At 51.0% G+C, this 15,252-nt stretch carries 14 protein-coding genes; 7 read left to right on the forward strand and 7 right to left on the reverse strand.

Going from position 1 to position 15,252, the window contains the following annotated elements:
• Positions 1–23 precede the first annotated feature (23 nt).
• A complete protein-coding gene (locus KK083_RS26150; protein WP_254169003.1) occupies positions 24–1,310 on the reverse strand; it encodes a DUF4270 family protein in 1,287 nt (428 codons plus the stop codon).
• A gap of 139 nt (positions 1,311–1,449) precedes the next feature.
• Entirely contained in the window at positions 1,450–2,253 is an 804-nt protein-coding gene (locus tag KK083_RS26155) for a glycogen/starch synthase (protein WP_254169004.1), read from the reverse strand.
• Positions 2,254–2,373: 120 nt separating this feature from the next.
• Between KK083_RS26155 and panC the strand changes: the two genes are divergently transcribed.
• The 5 genes from panC (at position 2,374) to KK083_RS26180 (ending at position 6,939) form a co-directional block, all read left to right on the forward strand.
• Entirely contained in the window at positions 2,374–3,219 is an 846-nt protein-coding gene (gene panC / locus KK083_RS26160) for a pantoate--beta-alanine ligase (RefSeq protein ID WP_254169005.1), read from the forward strand.
• A gap of 73 nt (positions 3,220–3,292) precedes the next feature.
• Positions 3,293–3,640, forward strand: coding sequence for an aspartate 1-decarboxylase (gene panD / locus KK083_RS26165; protein ID WP_254169006.1), 348 nt, complete (start codon positions 3,293–3,295; stop codon positions 3,638–3,640).
• Positions 3,641–3,671: 31 nt separating this feature from the next.
• The gene (locus tag KK083_RS26170) at positions 3,672–4,712 is read left to right on the forward strand and encodes a lysylphosphatidylglycerol synthase transmembrane domain-containing protein (RefSeq protein WP_254169007.1); all 1,041 of its coding nucleotides are present in this window, start codon (positions 3,672–3,674) and stop codon (positions 4,710–4,712) included.
• Between the two features lie 274 nt (positions 4,713–4,986).
• Entirely contained in the window at positions 4,987–5,691 is a 705-nt protein-coding gene (locus KK083_RS26175) for a zinc metallopeptidase (protein WP_254169009.1), read from the forward strand.
• 108 nt (positions 5,692–5,799) lie between these two features.
• A complete protein-coding gene (locus KK083_RS26180; protein WP_254169010.1) occupies positions 5,800–6,939 on the forward strand; it encodes an acyl-CoA dehydrogenase in 1,140 nt (379 codons plus the stop codon).
• A gap of 132 nt (positions 6,940–7,071) precedes the next feature.
• Here the strand turns inward: KK083_RS26180 and KK083_RS26185 are convergent, their stop codons facing one another.
• The 5 genes from KK083_RS26185 to KK083_RS26205 form a co-directional block, all read right to left on the reverse strand.
• Positions 7,072–7,842 (reverse strand): phosphoglycerol geranylgeranyltransferase, encoded by a 771-nt coding sequence (locus KK083_RS26185; RefSeq protein WP_254169011.1) that lies wholly within the window; start codon positions 7,840–7,842, stop codon positions 7,072–7,074.
• Positions 7,829–8,245 carry a hypothetical protein gene (locus tag KK083_RS26190; protein WP_254169012.1) on the reverse strand — a complete coding sequence of 139 codons (417 nt, stop codon included), beginning with the start codon at positions 8,243–8,245 and terminating at the stop codon, positions 7,829–7,831. The genes KK083_RS26185 and KK083_RS26190 overlap by 14 nt, the downstream gene beginning before the upstream one ends.
• 6 nt (positions 8,246–8,251) lie before the next feature.
• Complete coding sequence (locus tag KK083_RS26195) at positions 8,252–8,608, reverse strand: phage holin family protein (protein WP_254169013.1); 357 nt, start codon at positions 8,606–8,608, stop codon at positions 8,252–8,254.
• 117 nt (positions 8,609–8,725) lie between these two features.
• Positions 8,726–9,859 (reverse strand): Na/Pi symporter, encoded by a 1,134-nt coding sequence (locus KK083_RS26200; protein WP_254169014.1) that lies wholly within the window; start codon positions 9,857–9,859, stop codon positions 8,726–8,728.
• A 61-nt stretch (positions 9,860–9,920) separates the two neighbouring features.
• Positions 9,921–11,108, reverse strand: coding sequence for a M20 metallopeptidase family protein (locus KK083_RS26205; RefSeq protein ID WP_254169015.1), 1,188 nt, complete (start codon positions 11,106–11,108; stop codon positions 9,921–9,923).
• A gap of 200 nt (positions 11,109–11,308) precedes the next feature.
• Between KK083_RS26205 and KK083_RS26210 the strand changes: the two genes are divergently transcribed.
• Both KK083_RS26210 and KK083_RS26215 read left to right on the forward strand, forming a co-directional pair.
• Complete coding sequence (locus tag KK083_RS26210; protein ID WP_254169017.1) at positions 11,309–13,234, forward strand: 3-keto-alpha-glucoside-1,2-lyase-like domain-containing protein; 1,926 nt, start codon at positions 11,309–11,311, stop codon at positions 13,232–13,234.
• 21 nt (positions 13,235–13,255) lie between these two features.
• A complete protein-coding gene (locus tag KK083_RS26215) occupies positions 13,256–15,205 on the forward strand; it encodes a DUF7133 domain-containing protein (RefSeq protein ID WP_254169019.1) in 1,950 nt (649 codons plus the stop codon).
• The last annotated feature ends 47 nt before the right edge of the window (positions 15,206–15,252 follow it).

Here is a 15,252-nt window from a genome sequence, read left to right on the forward strand (position 1 = left end):
TAGGGTTAGGAGATGGTTGGATTTTACGGGGTCGCGCCGCTGTTAGCCGGCACGGTATAAAAGATTCGGAGTTTTACATTGTTAGCATTGAAAGTGGTGCGGGTTACGCTGGTGCCTGAGGCCGGATTGAGCGGATTGATGCCCAGGTATCTGAGGCGGCTCTCATTCACAGCGTCGCCGGTGTTCCGGCCGTTGAACAGACTCTGAACGAACAGGGTCATGAAGCCGGAGAACCGATCGTCGTCTGCATTGTATTTAAGACTTACCGGTGTACCGGATGAAGCATCGGAGTTCACATAGTAGTGCCGGCTGTCGTTGAACAGGTAATAACGCAACATCGCTTCACGGTCGGCCGTCACCCTTGCGTACATGAACTGGTCATTGTTATTGACCACCTTCAGCAGCAGGTCTGTGTGCACCTCCGAGCCGGCAGATGATCCTACGTTATCGATCACCAGCTCTGCGGAGTTGATGACCAGTTTGTCGATGGTGTCGGCAAAGGCATAAAATCCTGACAGGTCGAGCTTTGTCATCATCGGTGCACCGCTCTGAACAGCCCTGAGCCCGGAAGCCGGTGCCATGCTTTGGTAAGATTGTGTAAGCGTTGCCAGCTCGGTAGCGCCGCGGTTCACGGTTACGTTGGTGAAATTGGGTGCATAAAGCGCCCCGTCAACAAACACAAAGCTCTTCTGTAACGTATCCTTCGTAGCGCCGTTTTCCATGGTATGATAGTGCACGATCAGCTTGCTCAATGAATTGGTAGGATTCAATCCAAGCACACCATTATCCTGCGTGGGTGTTATGGCAATGCCTTTTACAGCCGTCCGGAATTTCTTCGCGTCAGACAACTCTGAATTGTTGTCGTTATAGGCGATGTTGAACAGCTTCGTTCCAAAGGCATCGTTCAACCGGGCCTTCAGCAGGAACGTATCCTGTCCTGAAGTAAGCGCCTGGTTCTTTTTCAGGCTGTCGTAGTCCACGAGGATGTGTGCTTCACCGAGGGTTGCGGGGTCGTACGGAACGGTGTAGTTGTAATACTGCCGCTTGTAATTGTTGATCGTATCGGTAAGCTCATGGACATTGAACTGCATATTCTGCGCGCCTGGAAATCCATACGAATAGAAATTCAGTCTGAGCTGAAGGGTTGTAGAATCATACACCGCCGAAGCATCGAGTTTCGATGTAGACGCCGGCTGCATCTGGAAGAACGATTCCGTTCTGACCTTCCCGAGTTGCGCGTCGTTATAGGCGCCGATCAGGTTGATACCGCTGGTTCCCAGGTTATCGGTGATGATAGAGTCTATCAACACCACGCTGCTGGGCAACGGGATCTCAACATATGCAACATCAAATTTTGGTCGGGGATTTTTAAATCCTAGGAAGCCTGGTTCATCTTCACAAGAGAAAAAAAATAAGGCAACTGCCGCTATCAACAGTTGCCTTAAGCTCTTAGCCCACAAGTTCATTATAGAGATTGTAGTATGATTCGGTGTAGTTTTCGTTTTGATCGATGGTCTCTACTTTCTTTTCTTTGATCTTTTTGAAGAGTCCTTCCAGTTTCTTGTTGTCACCTGCCATAATCACGGCATCTGAAAACTCAACACCCAATTTGATAAACCCTTCAAAGTCTGCTGTTTTAAGGTTGCCCAGCATGTTGTCTTCGATATCCATCATCTTCACCTTATCGAGCAGGTTGCTCTTGAATTTGTGGCTGAAGGCGTTGTTGTAGATCGAGAAAACAGTTTTTGCATTTTTGAACAACGGATCGTTTTTATAGGTGGTCTTCAGGTACAGCGGAATGAAGCTGGTAATCCAGTCGTTGCAGTGTACGATGTCAGGAGCCCATCCTAATTTTCTTACCGTTTCGATCACGCCCTTGCAGAAGAAGATGGCGCGCTCATCATTGTCTTCGTAAAAATTGTTTTCCTTATCGTGGAAAACAGACTTGCGGTGGAAATAGTCTTCGTTGTCAATAAAATAAACCTGAAGTTTAGCATTCGGAATGGATGCCACCTTGATGATCAGTGGTTTTTCTTCATCACCTACCGAAATATTGATTCCCGAAAGCCTTACTACCTCATGTAGCCGGTTCTTACGCTCATTGATTATTCCAAACCTCGGCACCAGGATCCTGATCTCCATGCCCCTTTCCTGCATCGCTTGCGGAAGTTTCCGCACGAAATTAGCGACCTCGGAAGTTTGCAAAAAGGGATCGATCTCGCTGGCTACATAAAGAATACGGATTTTCGACATATTTTTGATATTTAAAGTAGAACGGAATTTAGAGCCACAAAAGTACAAAAAAATACCCCCTGATTCAACATATTTTCGGTTTTCACTATATCTTTGCGACCCTTTGCCAAACGGCCTAAAATGAAGATTTTCAAGCAAATAAGCCCATTGAAAGCCCATTTAGAGGCTGCCAGGCTGAGCGGTAAAAGTATCGGATTGGTACCCACCATGGGAGCCCTGCACAAGGGCCATCTCTCGCTGGTTGAGGCTTCTCAGGCTCAGAACCAGATCACTGTTTGCAGCATTTTTGTTAACCCGGCGCAGTTCAACAACCCCTCGGAGCTCCTCAAATACCCCCGCACCATAGAGAAAGACACGGAAATGCTCAAAGAAGTTCGATGCGACGTGCTCTTTTGTCCGGAAACCGAAGAAATGTACCCACATCAATCAATGATCAAGCTCGATTTCGACCCGCTCGATAAAGTGATGGAAGGCAAATTCCGTCCCGGACATTTCAGCGGCGTGGGACTGGTGGTATCCAAGCTGTTCAACATCGTGGAGCCTGATCATGCTTATTTTGGTCAGAAAGACTGGCAGCAGTTTGCCATCATCAACCAGATGGTTCAGGACCTGAGCTTCGATATTACGCTGCACAGCATACCAACCTTGCGCGAGCCAGACGGCCTGGCGTTGTCTTCGAGAAACCAGCGATTGACAAACGAGCAGCGGCCACACGCCACTGTTTTTCACCGCGCACTCACCCTTGCAAAACACAAGCTGCTGGAAGGCGAAAGACCTGAAGCAGTGCAGGCTGTCGTCAAAAATATGGTGGAAAATGAACCGGGTGTAACGTTTGAATATTTCGAGCTTGCCGACAGCACAAACTTAAACAGTATAAAAAACGTTGAAGCATCGAACCGGCCGATTATGTGTATAGCCGGGTACGTTGGCGAAGTGCGATTGATCGACAACATGTTTGTTGAATAGTCCACGGTCCACAGACGACGGTCCACAGAAATGCCAGGTTCGGAATTTGAAATCAACCAGAAATCGAAAATCAGTGAGAATAGAGGTTTTAAAATCGAAAATTCACAGGGCGAAGATCACGCAGGCTGAGCTTCATTATGTAGGCAGCATCACCATCGATGAGAACCTGATGGACGCCGCCAACATGATCGAGGGAGAAAAGGTGCAGGTGGTGAATGTCAACAACGGAGAGCGGCTGGAAACCTACGTGATCAAAGGCCAGCGCGGTTCGGGCACGGTTTGCCTGAACGGACCCGCGGCACGCAAAGCCCAGGTAGGCGATATTGTGATCATCGTCTCCTATGCCTCGATGGAATTCGAAGAAGCAAAAAAATTCAAACCCACGATCATTTTTCCTACGCCAGACAATAAATTATCTTAAATTGTTGCGTCGGTATATCTAAATCGTATTGGTGTCTCCCCGTATTAAAACTATTCTGCAATATGTGATCATCATCGGTATCACAGTTGCACTGATCTGGTTCTCGCTCCGTGGTCTGACCGTTGGAGAGGGCGAAGATAAATTTGATTTTTTGCTGCGCACCTGGCAATCCGCCAGCAAAGGATGGCTGTTTCTCATGGCGTTCATCGCGATGGTCAGTCATGCCATCAGGGCGGAGCGATGGCGGATGCTCATCGAACCCGCCGGTCATACCACAACGTGGGGCTACAGCTTTCTGTCACTCATGGTTGGTTATCTGGTGAACCTGGTGATACCCCGCGGCGGCGAAGTATCGCGTTGCTACAACCTCTACAAGCTCGACAAAACGCCGGTGGAGATCTCGTTCGGCACGGTGGTGGTTGAGCGCATCGTTGACGTGTTGTGCCTGCTGCTGTTGCTGTGCATCTCGTTCATCGTTGAATCAGAAAAACTTTTCGCGTTCATTGCCACATTGCCCATCGGTGAAGGTGGCCAGTCATCAAAGCTGAAGACGGTGCTCATCATTCTCGGTGCCGGTGTGATCCTGGCGGGCCTGCTGTTCTGGCTAGTAAAAAGGAACAAAAAACTGAATGCGTTCGTCCGCAAAACATGGATGGGCTTCCGGGAAGGATTGCTCTCAGTGTTCCGACTCAAGAACAAGGGCCTTTTCATTTTCTACTCGCTGCTGATCTGGACCCTCTACTTCGTGATGAGCTATACGGTCATCCTCGCTTTTCCTGAAACAGAACACCTGGGCATAAGTGCTGTGCTCAGCCTGTTTGCCATCGGCTCCATTGCCATGGCCGCGCCACTACCGGGTGGCACCGGATCTTATCACGTGCTGGTGCCCCAGGGACTTGTTTTTCTGTATCATGTTCCGCAGGCCGACGCCATCGCTTTCACATTCATTTTTCACGGATGGCAGACGGCGATCATGATCTTCGGCGGGGCTATTTCGCTGATCATCACCTCCATCCTGGTAAAGAAAAAATCCGCTGCAGCCAAACGAAATACCGTGGAAAAACGTCTTTAATTCATAGATGGCGCAGCCCGCAAACCTGCCCTATTTCTCAGGATTGATTTTACCAGCTTTCATGGCAGCCGGCGAACTGGCAAATAATGGTTTGCCTTCCCTTTAATTAGAAAAAGATTAGATTGATCGGATTGGAGAACTAAATGCGCTGTGCTGGCGTGGATATAGGTATAGTACAAATGCCTTTTTGACAGGAAAGCGGATTTGGCTCAAAGCTTGATAATTGCCATCTTACAAATTGAATTTTGAAACAACTTTAAAAAAATAAAAAACTATGAGTTTCGGTGCTTTGTTTATAGGCCTTTTCTTCATGCTCATCGGGTGGATCGTGAGCTCACGGTTGAAAAGTAAATTCCGTGAATATTCGCAGATCCATCTCACACGCGATCTGACGGGTGCTGAAATTGCGCGGCTGATGCTGGCCGATAATGGCATCTCTGATGTTCAGGTGGTCAGCGTGGAGGGTCAGCTTACTGACCATTATAACCCTGCCAACAAAACAGTGAACCTGAGCCAGGAAGTGTATCACGGTCGCAACGCCGCTGCTGCCGCTGTAGCCGCCCACGAATGTGGCCACGCGGTGCAACACGCCCGGGCGTACAGCATGCTCGAGTTTCGCTCGGCCATGGTTCCTATCCAGAATGTGAGCGCGCAGGTGATCAATTTCCTGTTCATGATCATGATGTTCGGTTCCATTTTCGCGCAAGGCATTCTGTCGTGGTCAACCGCATTGCTGGTCATTATCGGATGTTACGGTGTTTTTACACTGTTTGCGTTCGTAACGCTGCCGGTTGAATTCGATGCGAGCAAACGTGCGCTGGCCTGGATCGAGGCCCGTGGCATTGTAACACGGCAGGAGCATAATATGGCAAAAGATGCCTTGAAATGGGCTGCCATGACCTACGTGGTTGCCGCCATCGGTGCGCTGACAACCCTTTTCTACTACGTCATGATGTTCCTGGGAAGCAGGGATGAATAAAATATTCTATATAGAGCGCAATCGTTTTAAAACAGCCGTTATTTTTGTAAGCCTGGGCCTTTGCTCAGGCTTTTTCTTTACACGCACTAACCCAATACCATCCACATCATGAACTTTGAACTTTCAGAAGAACAGTTGGCCGTTCAGAAAGCCGCCAGGGATTTTGCACAAACCGAATTGCTACCCGGCGTGATCGAACGCGACACCCATCAGAAGTTTCCCGCAGAGCAGATCAAAAAAATGGGTGCGCTCGGGTTCATGGGCATGATGGTGGATCCTAAATACAACGGCGGCGGTATGGACTCGGTCTCCTATACCCTGGCCATGGAAGAGATCTCCAAGATAGACGCCTCCGCTTCAGTTTGCATGTCCGTGAACAATTCACTGGTATGCTGGGGGCTGGAGCGATTCGGCACCGAAGAACAAAAAGAAAAGTATTTAAAGCGCCTGGCTACCGGTGAAGTGATCGGTGCCTTCTGCCTGTCAGAGCCTGAAGCGGGATCCGATGCCACCAGCCAGCGCACCATCGCTGAAGACAAAGGCGATCACTATCTTTTGAACGGAACCAAGAACTGGATCACCAACGGCAACAGCGCCAGCGTGTACGTGGTGATCGCCCAGACGGATGCCGAAAAACGCCACAAGGGTATCAACGCCCTGATCGTTGAAAAGGGGATGCCCGGTTTTGTGGTGGGCAAGAAAGAAGATAAAATGGGCATCCGCGGATCTGACACGCATTCGCTGATGTTCACCGATGTAAAAGTGCCCAAAGCCAACCGCATCGGCGAAGACGGCTTCGGTTTCACTTTTGCCATGACCACACTGAATGGCGGAAGGATCGGTATCGCCGCACAGGCTCTGGGTATTGCCGCCGGCGCCTACGAGCTTGCGCTGAAGTATGCCAAAGAGCGCAAGGCTTTCGGCAAAACACTGTCGGAACACCAGGCTATCCAGTTCAAGCTTGCGGAGATGGCTACCAAGATCGATGCCGCACGTCTGCTCGTTCACCAGGCAGCTTCCCTTAAAGACCAGAAAAAAGATTTCATCAAGGCCGCGGCCATGGCCAAGCTCTTCGCCTCACAGATCGCCCAGGAAGTAACAACGGAAGCGGTACAGATCCATGGCGGTTATGGTTATGTGAAAGAATACCACGTAGAACGTCTCATGCGCGATGCCAAGATCACACAGATCTATGAAGGCACCACGGAGATCCAGAAGCTGGTGATCTCCAGAGAACTTATCAGGTAATAAAGGTCCATAGTCCATGGTCGATGGTCCATAGCAGGGAGGACTAAAGCATCATGACCGGAGTTACAATTGCAGGTTCACCCTGCACGTCCATGGACCATGGACTATCGACTATGGACCTGCATTTTTTGCCTACTGCCTACTGGTTCCCGCCAGTCGCTGGTTCCACTCGTATACCTTATCCGAGATCTCGATCAGCATGTCGGGATCTTTTTCCAACGCATTGCCGATCACGATCATGTCTGCTCCTGCTTCGAGGGCGTTCATGGCCTTGATGGGTGAGTTGATGCCGCCTCCGATGATCAATGGCAGGCTTATGGCTCTTCGCACCGAGGCGATCATCTTCGGGCTGATCTCACGTTCGGCGCCGCTGCCGGCATCGAGGTAAATGCATTGCAGACCCAGCATCTCGCCGGCCATGGCGGTGCAGGCTGCAAGCGAGTACTTGTCTTCAGGAATGGGAATGGTATTGCTGATGTAGGCTACTGAGGTGATCTTCCCTGAATTGATCAGCATGTATCCTGTGGGAATGATCTCGAGCCTGGTGTTTTTCAAAATAGGTGCCGCCATCACATGCTGGCCGATCAGCAGCTCCGGGTTTCGTCCGGAGATCAGTGACAGGAAGAGAATGGCATCCGCCGATGGTTCGATCTGCATGGAGTTGCCGGGAAAAAGAACCACCGGGAGATTTACGTTCTTCTTGATGTGCTTGATCACCTCCGAGAGATTGGCTGTGGTGATCAGGCTGCCCCCAACGAAAAAGTAATCAACACAGTTTTCGCTGGCCAGGTTGATCAGGTAATGAAGCTTAGACAGGTCATCGACCTTATCGGGATCGATGAGCACAGCGATGGATTTTTTTCCAAGCTTGTGTTTCTCACGCAGCGCGCTAAGCAGGTTCATTGGTGTGTGGTTTCTTCGCCTGCGATTGCAGGAATTCACCGAGCTTTTCTTTGGCAAGGCTCAGTAAAAAAACAGTAGCCTGACTTGCCAGGGCTGTTCCTATCTGTGAAACAATTCCGGGTGCCTCCGGTGCTTGTGCCACGGGTACAGCCTCTTCTGCACGGCCCTGCACCAGCTTTATCTTTGCGGCCTTCGATCTTTTCTTTTGCTTCGATCCGCCCGAGAACTGGTTCACCAGAATGTAAGTCAAAGCCAGTGCGCTACCGATGATCACAGCGTTTGTAATAACCTTTTGTGTACGCTCAGAGATCATTTTTACTTCTTCTTCAAGTTGCTCACGATGCATAGCCGATTTCTTTAGTAGCTGACCTTTTACGGGGTCATCCGTTTCAAGCAGTTCCATATCAATTTATCTCTTTTTCTTATTGAACATCGCAGATACTTTCTTCTCTACTTTTTTCACAAGTGTATCGCGCGATAAGGCCAGGCCTGTGCCCACCAACAGGTAAAAGCCCGCCACCACAGCAAACCCGCCGAATCCACCGATGCGCTCTCCTATCATCAATGCCAGCGCCACGCTGATGAACACAATTACCAGTGCAAACACGAACGCCAGCAGCAGGTAAACCAACACATTCGATAACCCTTTGGAGAACTCTTCCTTCGCCTCAACCTTCAACAATTCGACCCGGGTCTCTATATACCCTGTGAGATGACTGATCAGACTATCCACTTTAAAAAACTTCGCAATCGAATCCCTTATCATAAAACAACTCCTTATGCAATATAGACAGAAGATTTTAACCCGGAAAAAGGAATGCCCGGGGTAAAGTTTAAAGTTCCCGGTTTAAAGTTTAAGGCTCAAAGTTAACGTTTGCCGGCCTTAATCCTTGTTAAAATAGATGAGAATAAAGGGTAAAAGGAAAAAAGTGACGAGTATAAAAACGAATCCTGCAAAGCGGTGTTTCATCGTGATCTCACCCAGGCCCCTGGCCATGCGCAGCGGTAGCTCCTGCAGCACCGGCACCGGGAAAAAAAGCAACACCCCGATAAAGTTGAACAGGAAATGGGCGATAGCGATGCTGATGGCGCTGGTATTCGATTTCATCATAGCGGCAATAAACGCGGTGATGGTTGTGCCGATGTTGGCCCCCATGATGAAAGGAGCCGCCTGACGAAGGGTGGTGATCTTTTTGGCCACGATCGGTACCACCACCGAAGTAGTAATGGTGCTGGAGCGTATAGCCGCCGTGGTGAGCACTCCCCAGAGAAAAGACTTGAACCGGTTCATAAAAAAGAAGCGGCTGAAAGCTTCAGGCGATTTTGCCTTGAGGAGGTCGGAGATCAGCTTTCTGAACAACAGAATGGATGCAAACAGCAATACAAACGAAAGCACCACCAGCACAATGCCGGAAGGGATAATGTCTGTCAGTAATTCTACCGCCGGATTAAACCCTGAAGACCAGAGGTGTTGTGCGCTTTTGTTGATCTGTACCGCGGGGCCGTTGAAAAAATAGATGGAAAGCGAGCTTGAGACGGACGACAGAAATCCATACCAATATTCCAGTGGGAATAATACAATCACTGTAAGCAGGTTAAAAAAACAGTGATAGCTTCCGCCTGCCACAGCCCGTTTGAATTCCTTTTTCCGGTTGATGAAGGCAAATGAAACGATGATGCTGGTGATGGTAGTGCCCACGTTTGCGCCCATGATGATGGGAACAGCGCTGCGAATGGTGAGCGAGCCCGAGGCAACCATGGCCACCGTAAGGGCTGTGGTGGTGGAGCTGCTCTGGATCATGGCTGTGATGAGCAACCCGATGAACAGGCCCGCAAACGGGTTGGAGGTAGCCGCAATGATGGTTTGAACGGTATCCTGCCCCAGATACTGAAGCGATGAGATCATCAGGTCGAGGGCAAAGAGGAAAAGCAACAATGCTCCCAGAATGTAGAGTGTTATCCTAACGGTACCCCAAAACCTGGGATTGGTACGGAGGGTGGGGGTGGTTTCTTCCACAGTTATGGGTGCAGCGGTTTGAGCCCTGAAAATATCAATCCTCAGAAAGCTAATCAAAAAATTATTGCAATTCCTGCACGGCCATCCACGCCATCAACCCGGGCCCGATCTTCAGGGCATCTTCGTCGATATCGAACGTCGGGGTATGCACATACGAGGTGATACCTTTTTCCTCATTTCGTGTGCCCAACCGGTAAAAAGAGGCCGGAATGATCTGCGAATAATAGGCGAAGTCTTCCGCGCCCAGCGTAATGTCGAGCTCAACCACATTTTCTTTTCCCACATAGGCTTCGGCTGCCTTCCGGATGCGGCGGGTCAGCTCCGGGTCGTTCTGCAGGTAAGGGTATCCCCTTGAAATATCCACCTCGCATTTCCCACCCATGCCTTCCGCAATGCTTTCGGCCATCTTCTTTATTTTGCGCAGCGCCGATTCACGCCACTCTTCATTCATGGCGCGGAAGGTGCCCGCGATGTTCACTTCATTGGGGATGATGTTGGTGGCGCCTTCGCCGATAATCTTGCCGAACGTGAGCACCGTAGGTTGCTTGGGGCTGGCATTGCGGCTGATCACCTGCTGCAGCGCGATGATGATGTGCGAGGCGATCACAATGGGGTCGATGGCCAGGTCAGGTGCCGCACCATGGCCACCCTTGCCGATCACCTTCAGGTAAAGCTCGTCGCAGCTGGCCATGTACATACCTTCGCGAAAACCGATCTTACCGACAGGCAGCAGCGGAAACACGTGCTGGCCAACGATGCCCGAAGGCTGCGGATCTTTCAGTGCGCCCTCGCGGATCATGTACGAGGCACCGCCGGGATTCTTTTCTTCTCCAGGCTGAAAGATAAAACGCACCGTGCCTTCGAAGCGGTCTTTGAGCTCATTCAGGATCCGGGCCGTACCGAGCAGGGAAGACGTGTGCACATCATGGCCACAGGCGTGCATAACGCCCGGCACTTTTGATTTATAGGGAACGTCGTTTGCCTCGTAGATCGGCAGCGCATCCATATCGGCACGCAGGGCAACGCTTTTCTTCTCAGGGTTTCTTCCCCTGACCTCTGCAATGAGGCCAGTGGTAGCCACACCCTCTCTGGGTGAAAGCCCGAAGGCCTTCAGTTGTTGCGCCACATATTTTGCCGTATCGTATTCATGATACGAGAGCTCGGGGTTTGCGTGCAGGTGCCTGCGAAAGGCGATCACGTCTTTGCTGTACTGGACCGAAAGCGATTTGATATCATTGAGTAGCTCCATTCCTGTCTCCATTGAAATCCAAAATTACTAAAGTTTACCGATCTGTGCGGAATCGCATAAGTTTCTCCACCTTGCGTACAAGTGTTCGCCATTCAGATCACTACACGGCGCACGGCTCTCAGATTATTGAACTGAATTTTGTGAATGAGCCTTCCTCATCAGATATTAGCGACCCATTGCAGTATAACCCAAACACAATCATGAAAAAATGTTTTTACTTTTTTGTGCTGATGTTGTGTGCCGCTTTCGCCAAAGCGCAGCCATCATCGTCAGCACAGTCTCTTGCGCTCGAGGATATGTCGGCCTTCAGACAGCAGGCCGGCAACTGGCAGATCGTGGGCGACGTAGTGATGAATCCTTCCGTGGATGTTCACCACCAGGAGCAACCCGGGCAGGCGGCAGACCCTAAAACACAAAAGAAGAAAAAATCGAAGGAGCCTGAAGTTGTGGCAGAAGCTCCGAAGGCCGTTACCTTCCAGGCCGGCAAAGGCATTCTGCTCAACATCAACGATGCCACACGGAAAGACAACCTTGTAACAAACTTCGAGCATGGCGATATCGAGCTCGAGCTTGAAGTGATGCTGCCGAGAGGATCGAACTCCGGTATCTACCTCCAGGGACGTTACGAAGTGCAGTTGCTGGACAGCTGGGGTGTGAAGAATCCCAAATATTCAGACATTGGAGGCATCTACCGGAACTGGGAGAACCAACCCGGCAAGATCTACATGGGCAAAGCGCCGTTGAGCAATCCAGCGAAAGCTGCCGGCTTGTGGCAGAAAATGCGGATCGCTTTTCGCGCGCCGAAGTTCGATGCCTCCGGAAACAAGATCGCCAACGCACGTTTCGTCTCTGTTGAGCTGAACGGCGTTAAGATCCACGACAACGTTGAAGTTCCGCTGCCTACCGGCGGTCCGATTGAAAACAATGAAAAAGCCACAGGTCCCCTCATGATCCAGGGCGATCACGGCCCGGTTGCCTTCAGGAACATCAAATACAGACTGATGAAGGATGGCAACGTTTCGATCAGCAACATTGCCTACAAGACGTTCTACGGTAGTTTCAAATCCACGTCAGATTTTGCCAATGCCAAACCCGCGGCTTCCGGCACCATGAACGAGCTCACCTGCGAGATCCTGGCCAGCGAAAATGCGTATGGTGCTATCTACACCGGAAACATCACCATTCCCGAAGACGGCGATTACACCTTCAACCTGCGTTACACCGGTGGCGGCACATTCACGGTCAACAACGAAGAGCTGTTAAGCTTTCAGCGTCCTGACGGATGGCGCAACGATCGCAAAACGGTCAGTCTGAAAGCGGGCACCTATCCGTTCGAGATCCGCAATTTCAAAGATGCTTCGTGGGCACCTCCGCGCCTCGCGCTTTTTGTGCAAACGGCCAATACCTATCCGCAGGCACTTCACGCGTTCGGCTCGTTTCCGCCCGATGACGAGGCCACCTCTCCCATCTTCATCACGCCCGGTGACGGTCCCAAACTGCTGCGCGCGTTCCTCGATTTCAAAGGCAGACGTGCCAACCGCCTGACGCATACCATAGGCGTTGGCGAGCCCGCCGGCATTCACTACGTATACGATCTTAAATCGGGCAACCTGGTGTGCGTGTGGCGCGGTGCTTTTGTAGACGCAACACCGATGTGGCACGACCGTGGTGATGGCTCATTCAAACCAAGGGGTGCTGCACAGTACCTGTTCGTGAACCAGCCCCTCGCTATTCTCAGCAACGCCAACGATCCTTTCCCTGACGCCAGCAACGAAGCCGACTTCCGCAGCAAAGGTTATCAGCTCGATGAAGCAACTTCACGGCCCATATTCAAGTACATTTACAAAGGCCTTGAAGTTGAAGACAAGGTTTACCCTGACGACAACAGCCGCATTATCACACACGAGGTGAACATCAAAAACCGCGGCAACGAGCAGCTCTACTACAAGCTTGCTGAAGGCAGTGCCATCACTACCATGCCCGACGGATCGTACGCTGTTGACGACAAGCAATACTACATCAGGCCGGATCAATCCATCAAACCCGTGGTCCGCACCGTCAACGGCAAACAGGAGCTGGTGACGCCCGTGCAGGGAAATGTTGTGAAGTATTCAATTATCTGGTAATCCTAAACAATGATCATGACCATGAAAGCGATAAAAATACAATTTATAACGCTGGTGCTACTGGTGATCTCCATTCTCCAGGTGCCTGCACAAAAGGCAGGAAAGGCGCCGGCGGAGGAAGATTATTACAGGATTGTTACCATTCCGGCACCTGAAGGCATTCTGCTTGAAGTAGGTGGCGTGGCAACGTTGCCGGATGGAAGGATAGCCGTGTGCACAAGAAGGGGCGACGTATGGGTGATCGAAAACCCGGAGATGGCAAACGGTGCTGTGCCCGTATTTACCCTCTTTGCCTCAGGATTGCATGAAGCGCTGGGACTTGCTTATAAAGATGGCTCGTTATACACCGCACAACGGGGTGAGCTTACCAGGCTTGCCGATACCAATGGCGATGGCAAGGCCGATGTATATGAAACGGTGTATGCGTGGCCGTTGTCAGGTCATTACCACGAGTATTCATTCGGGCCGAAGATCGCTGCTGACGGAAGCTTCTTTGTTTCCGGCAACGTTGCCTTCGGAGACGAAGAGTGGTGGCGTGGCGAAAGCCGGGTGCCGTGGCGCGGGTGGGTGATGAAGATCAAACCCGACGGCACCATGGAACCCTGGGCAACCGGCATGCGCTCACCCTGCGGACTCGGTATGATCGATGGCGAATTATTGTACGACGACAACCAGGGCGACTGGATGGGATCCGGTGGCATCTGGCATGTGAAAAAAGGCATTTTCGCAGGTCACCCCGCGGGTCTTCGCTGGACCGACCAACCCAACTCACCTGTGAAGCTTACAACGGACAAGGTGTACGCGCTGGCAGATCCGCGCCGGGTGAAGAATGACGGAGGCCGCTATATTAAACCTGAGAACATTGCAGATGAAAAAGATCCCAACCTGTTGTTCGAGCTGAAGAAAGAAATCCCCGAGCTTCAGCTGCCGGCGGTGTGGTTGCCTCATGGTATTCTCGGCATCTCCAATTCGGAGATCATCAAAGACGAGACAAAAGGAAACTTCGGTCCCTTTGCAGGACAGATCTTTGTAGGCGATCAGGGCCAGAGCAAGGTAATGCGTGTAGTGATGGAAGAGGTGAAAGGAGAAAAGCAGGGTGTTGCCTTCGATTTCAGATCAGGATTTCAATCAGGTGTACTGCGCATGAACTGGGGCCACGATGGCTCGATGTATGTAGGTGAGACCAACCGCGGATGGGGTTCTGCCGGTGTAACCAACTCGGGCCTCGAGCGCCTGGTGTGGACAGGGAAAACACCTTTGGAAATGAAAACCGTGAGCGCTAAACCGGACGGGTTCGAGATCGAGTTCACGCTGCCGGTAGACCGCAAGTTGGCCGAAGACCTCAGCTCCTACACGGGCAAGAGCTTCGTCTACAAGTATCATCCTGTGTACGGCAGTCCGCCAGTGAACGAAGAAAAACTTCAGATCAAAGGTGTAAAGGTGTCTGACGATGGATTGAAGGTACGCGTGGTGATCGACAACCTGCGCCAGTATTATGTTCATGAGCTTTCGCTGCCCGGCATCCGTTCAAAAGACGGCGCGTTGCCCGTGTTGCATGCCACAGCCTATTACACGCTGAACAACATCCCCGACGGTGCTAAGCTGCCCGCGAATGAGCTCAGCACAAAACGTTCTGTGAGCACCGCTACCAAAGCTCCCGCGCCTGTTAAAACAGCAACCGCTAAAACAGCGACAACCGCGGCACCGACCTACGCCGACATAGAACCGTTGCTCACCAAGAACACCTGTACCGCCTGCCACCAGGTTACCAAAAGACAGGTAGGCCCCGCGTTCAAAGATATCGCCAAGCGCAATTATACCAACGAGCGCATTGTGCAGCTCATCTACAACCCCGAGCCAAAGAACTGGCCCGAGCATGAAACACCGATGGCACCCATGCCTCAGGTGCCCAAAGATGAAGCGCTGAAGATCGCCGCCTGGATCAACTCGTTGAAGCCGGAGAAGCCGTAACAGATTTCGTTTTAACCAAACCCAACCCTTTGAGCGGTTTAAAACCC

It is taken from the genome of Chryseosolibacter histidinae, from assembly GCF_018598225.1.
GTDB classification, from domain to species: Bacteria; Bacteroidota; Bacteroidia; order Cytophagales; family Cyclobacteriaceae; genus Chryseosolibacter; species Chryseosolibacter histidini.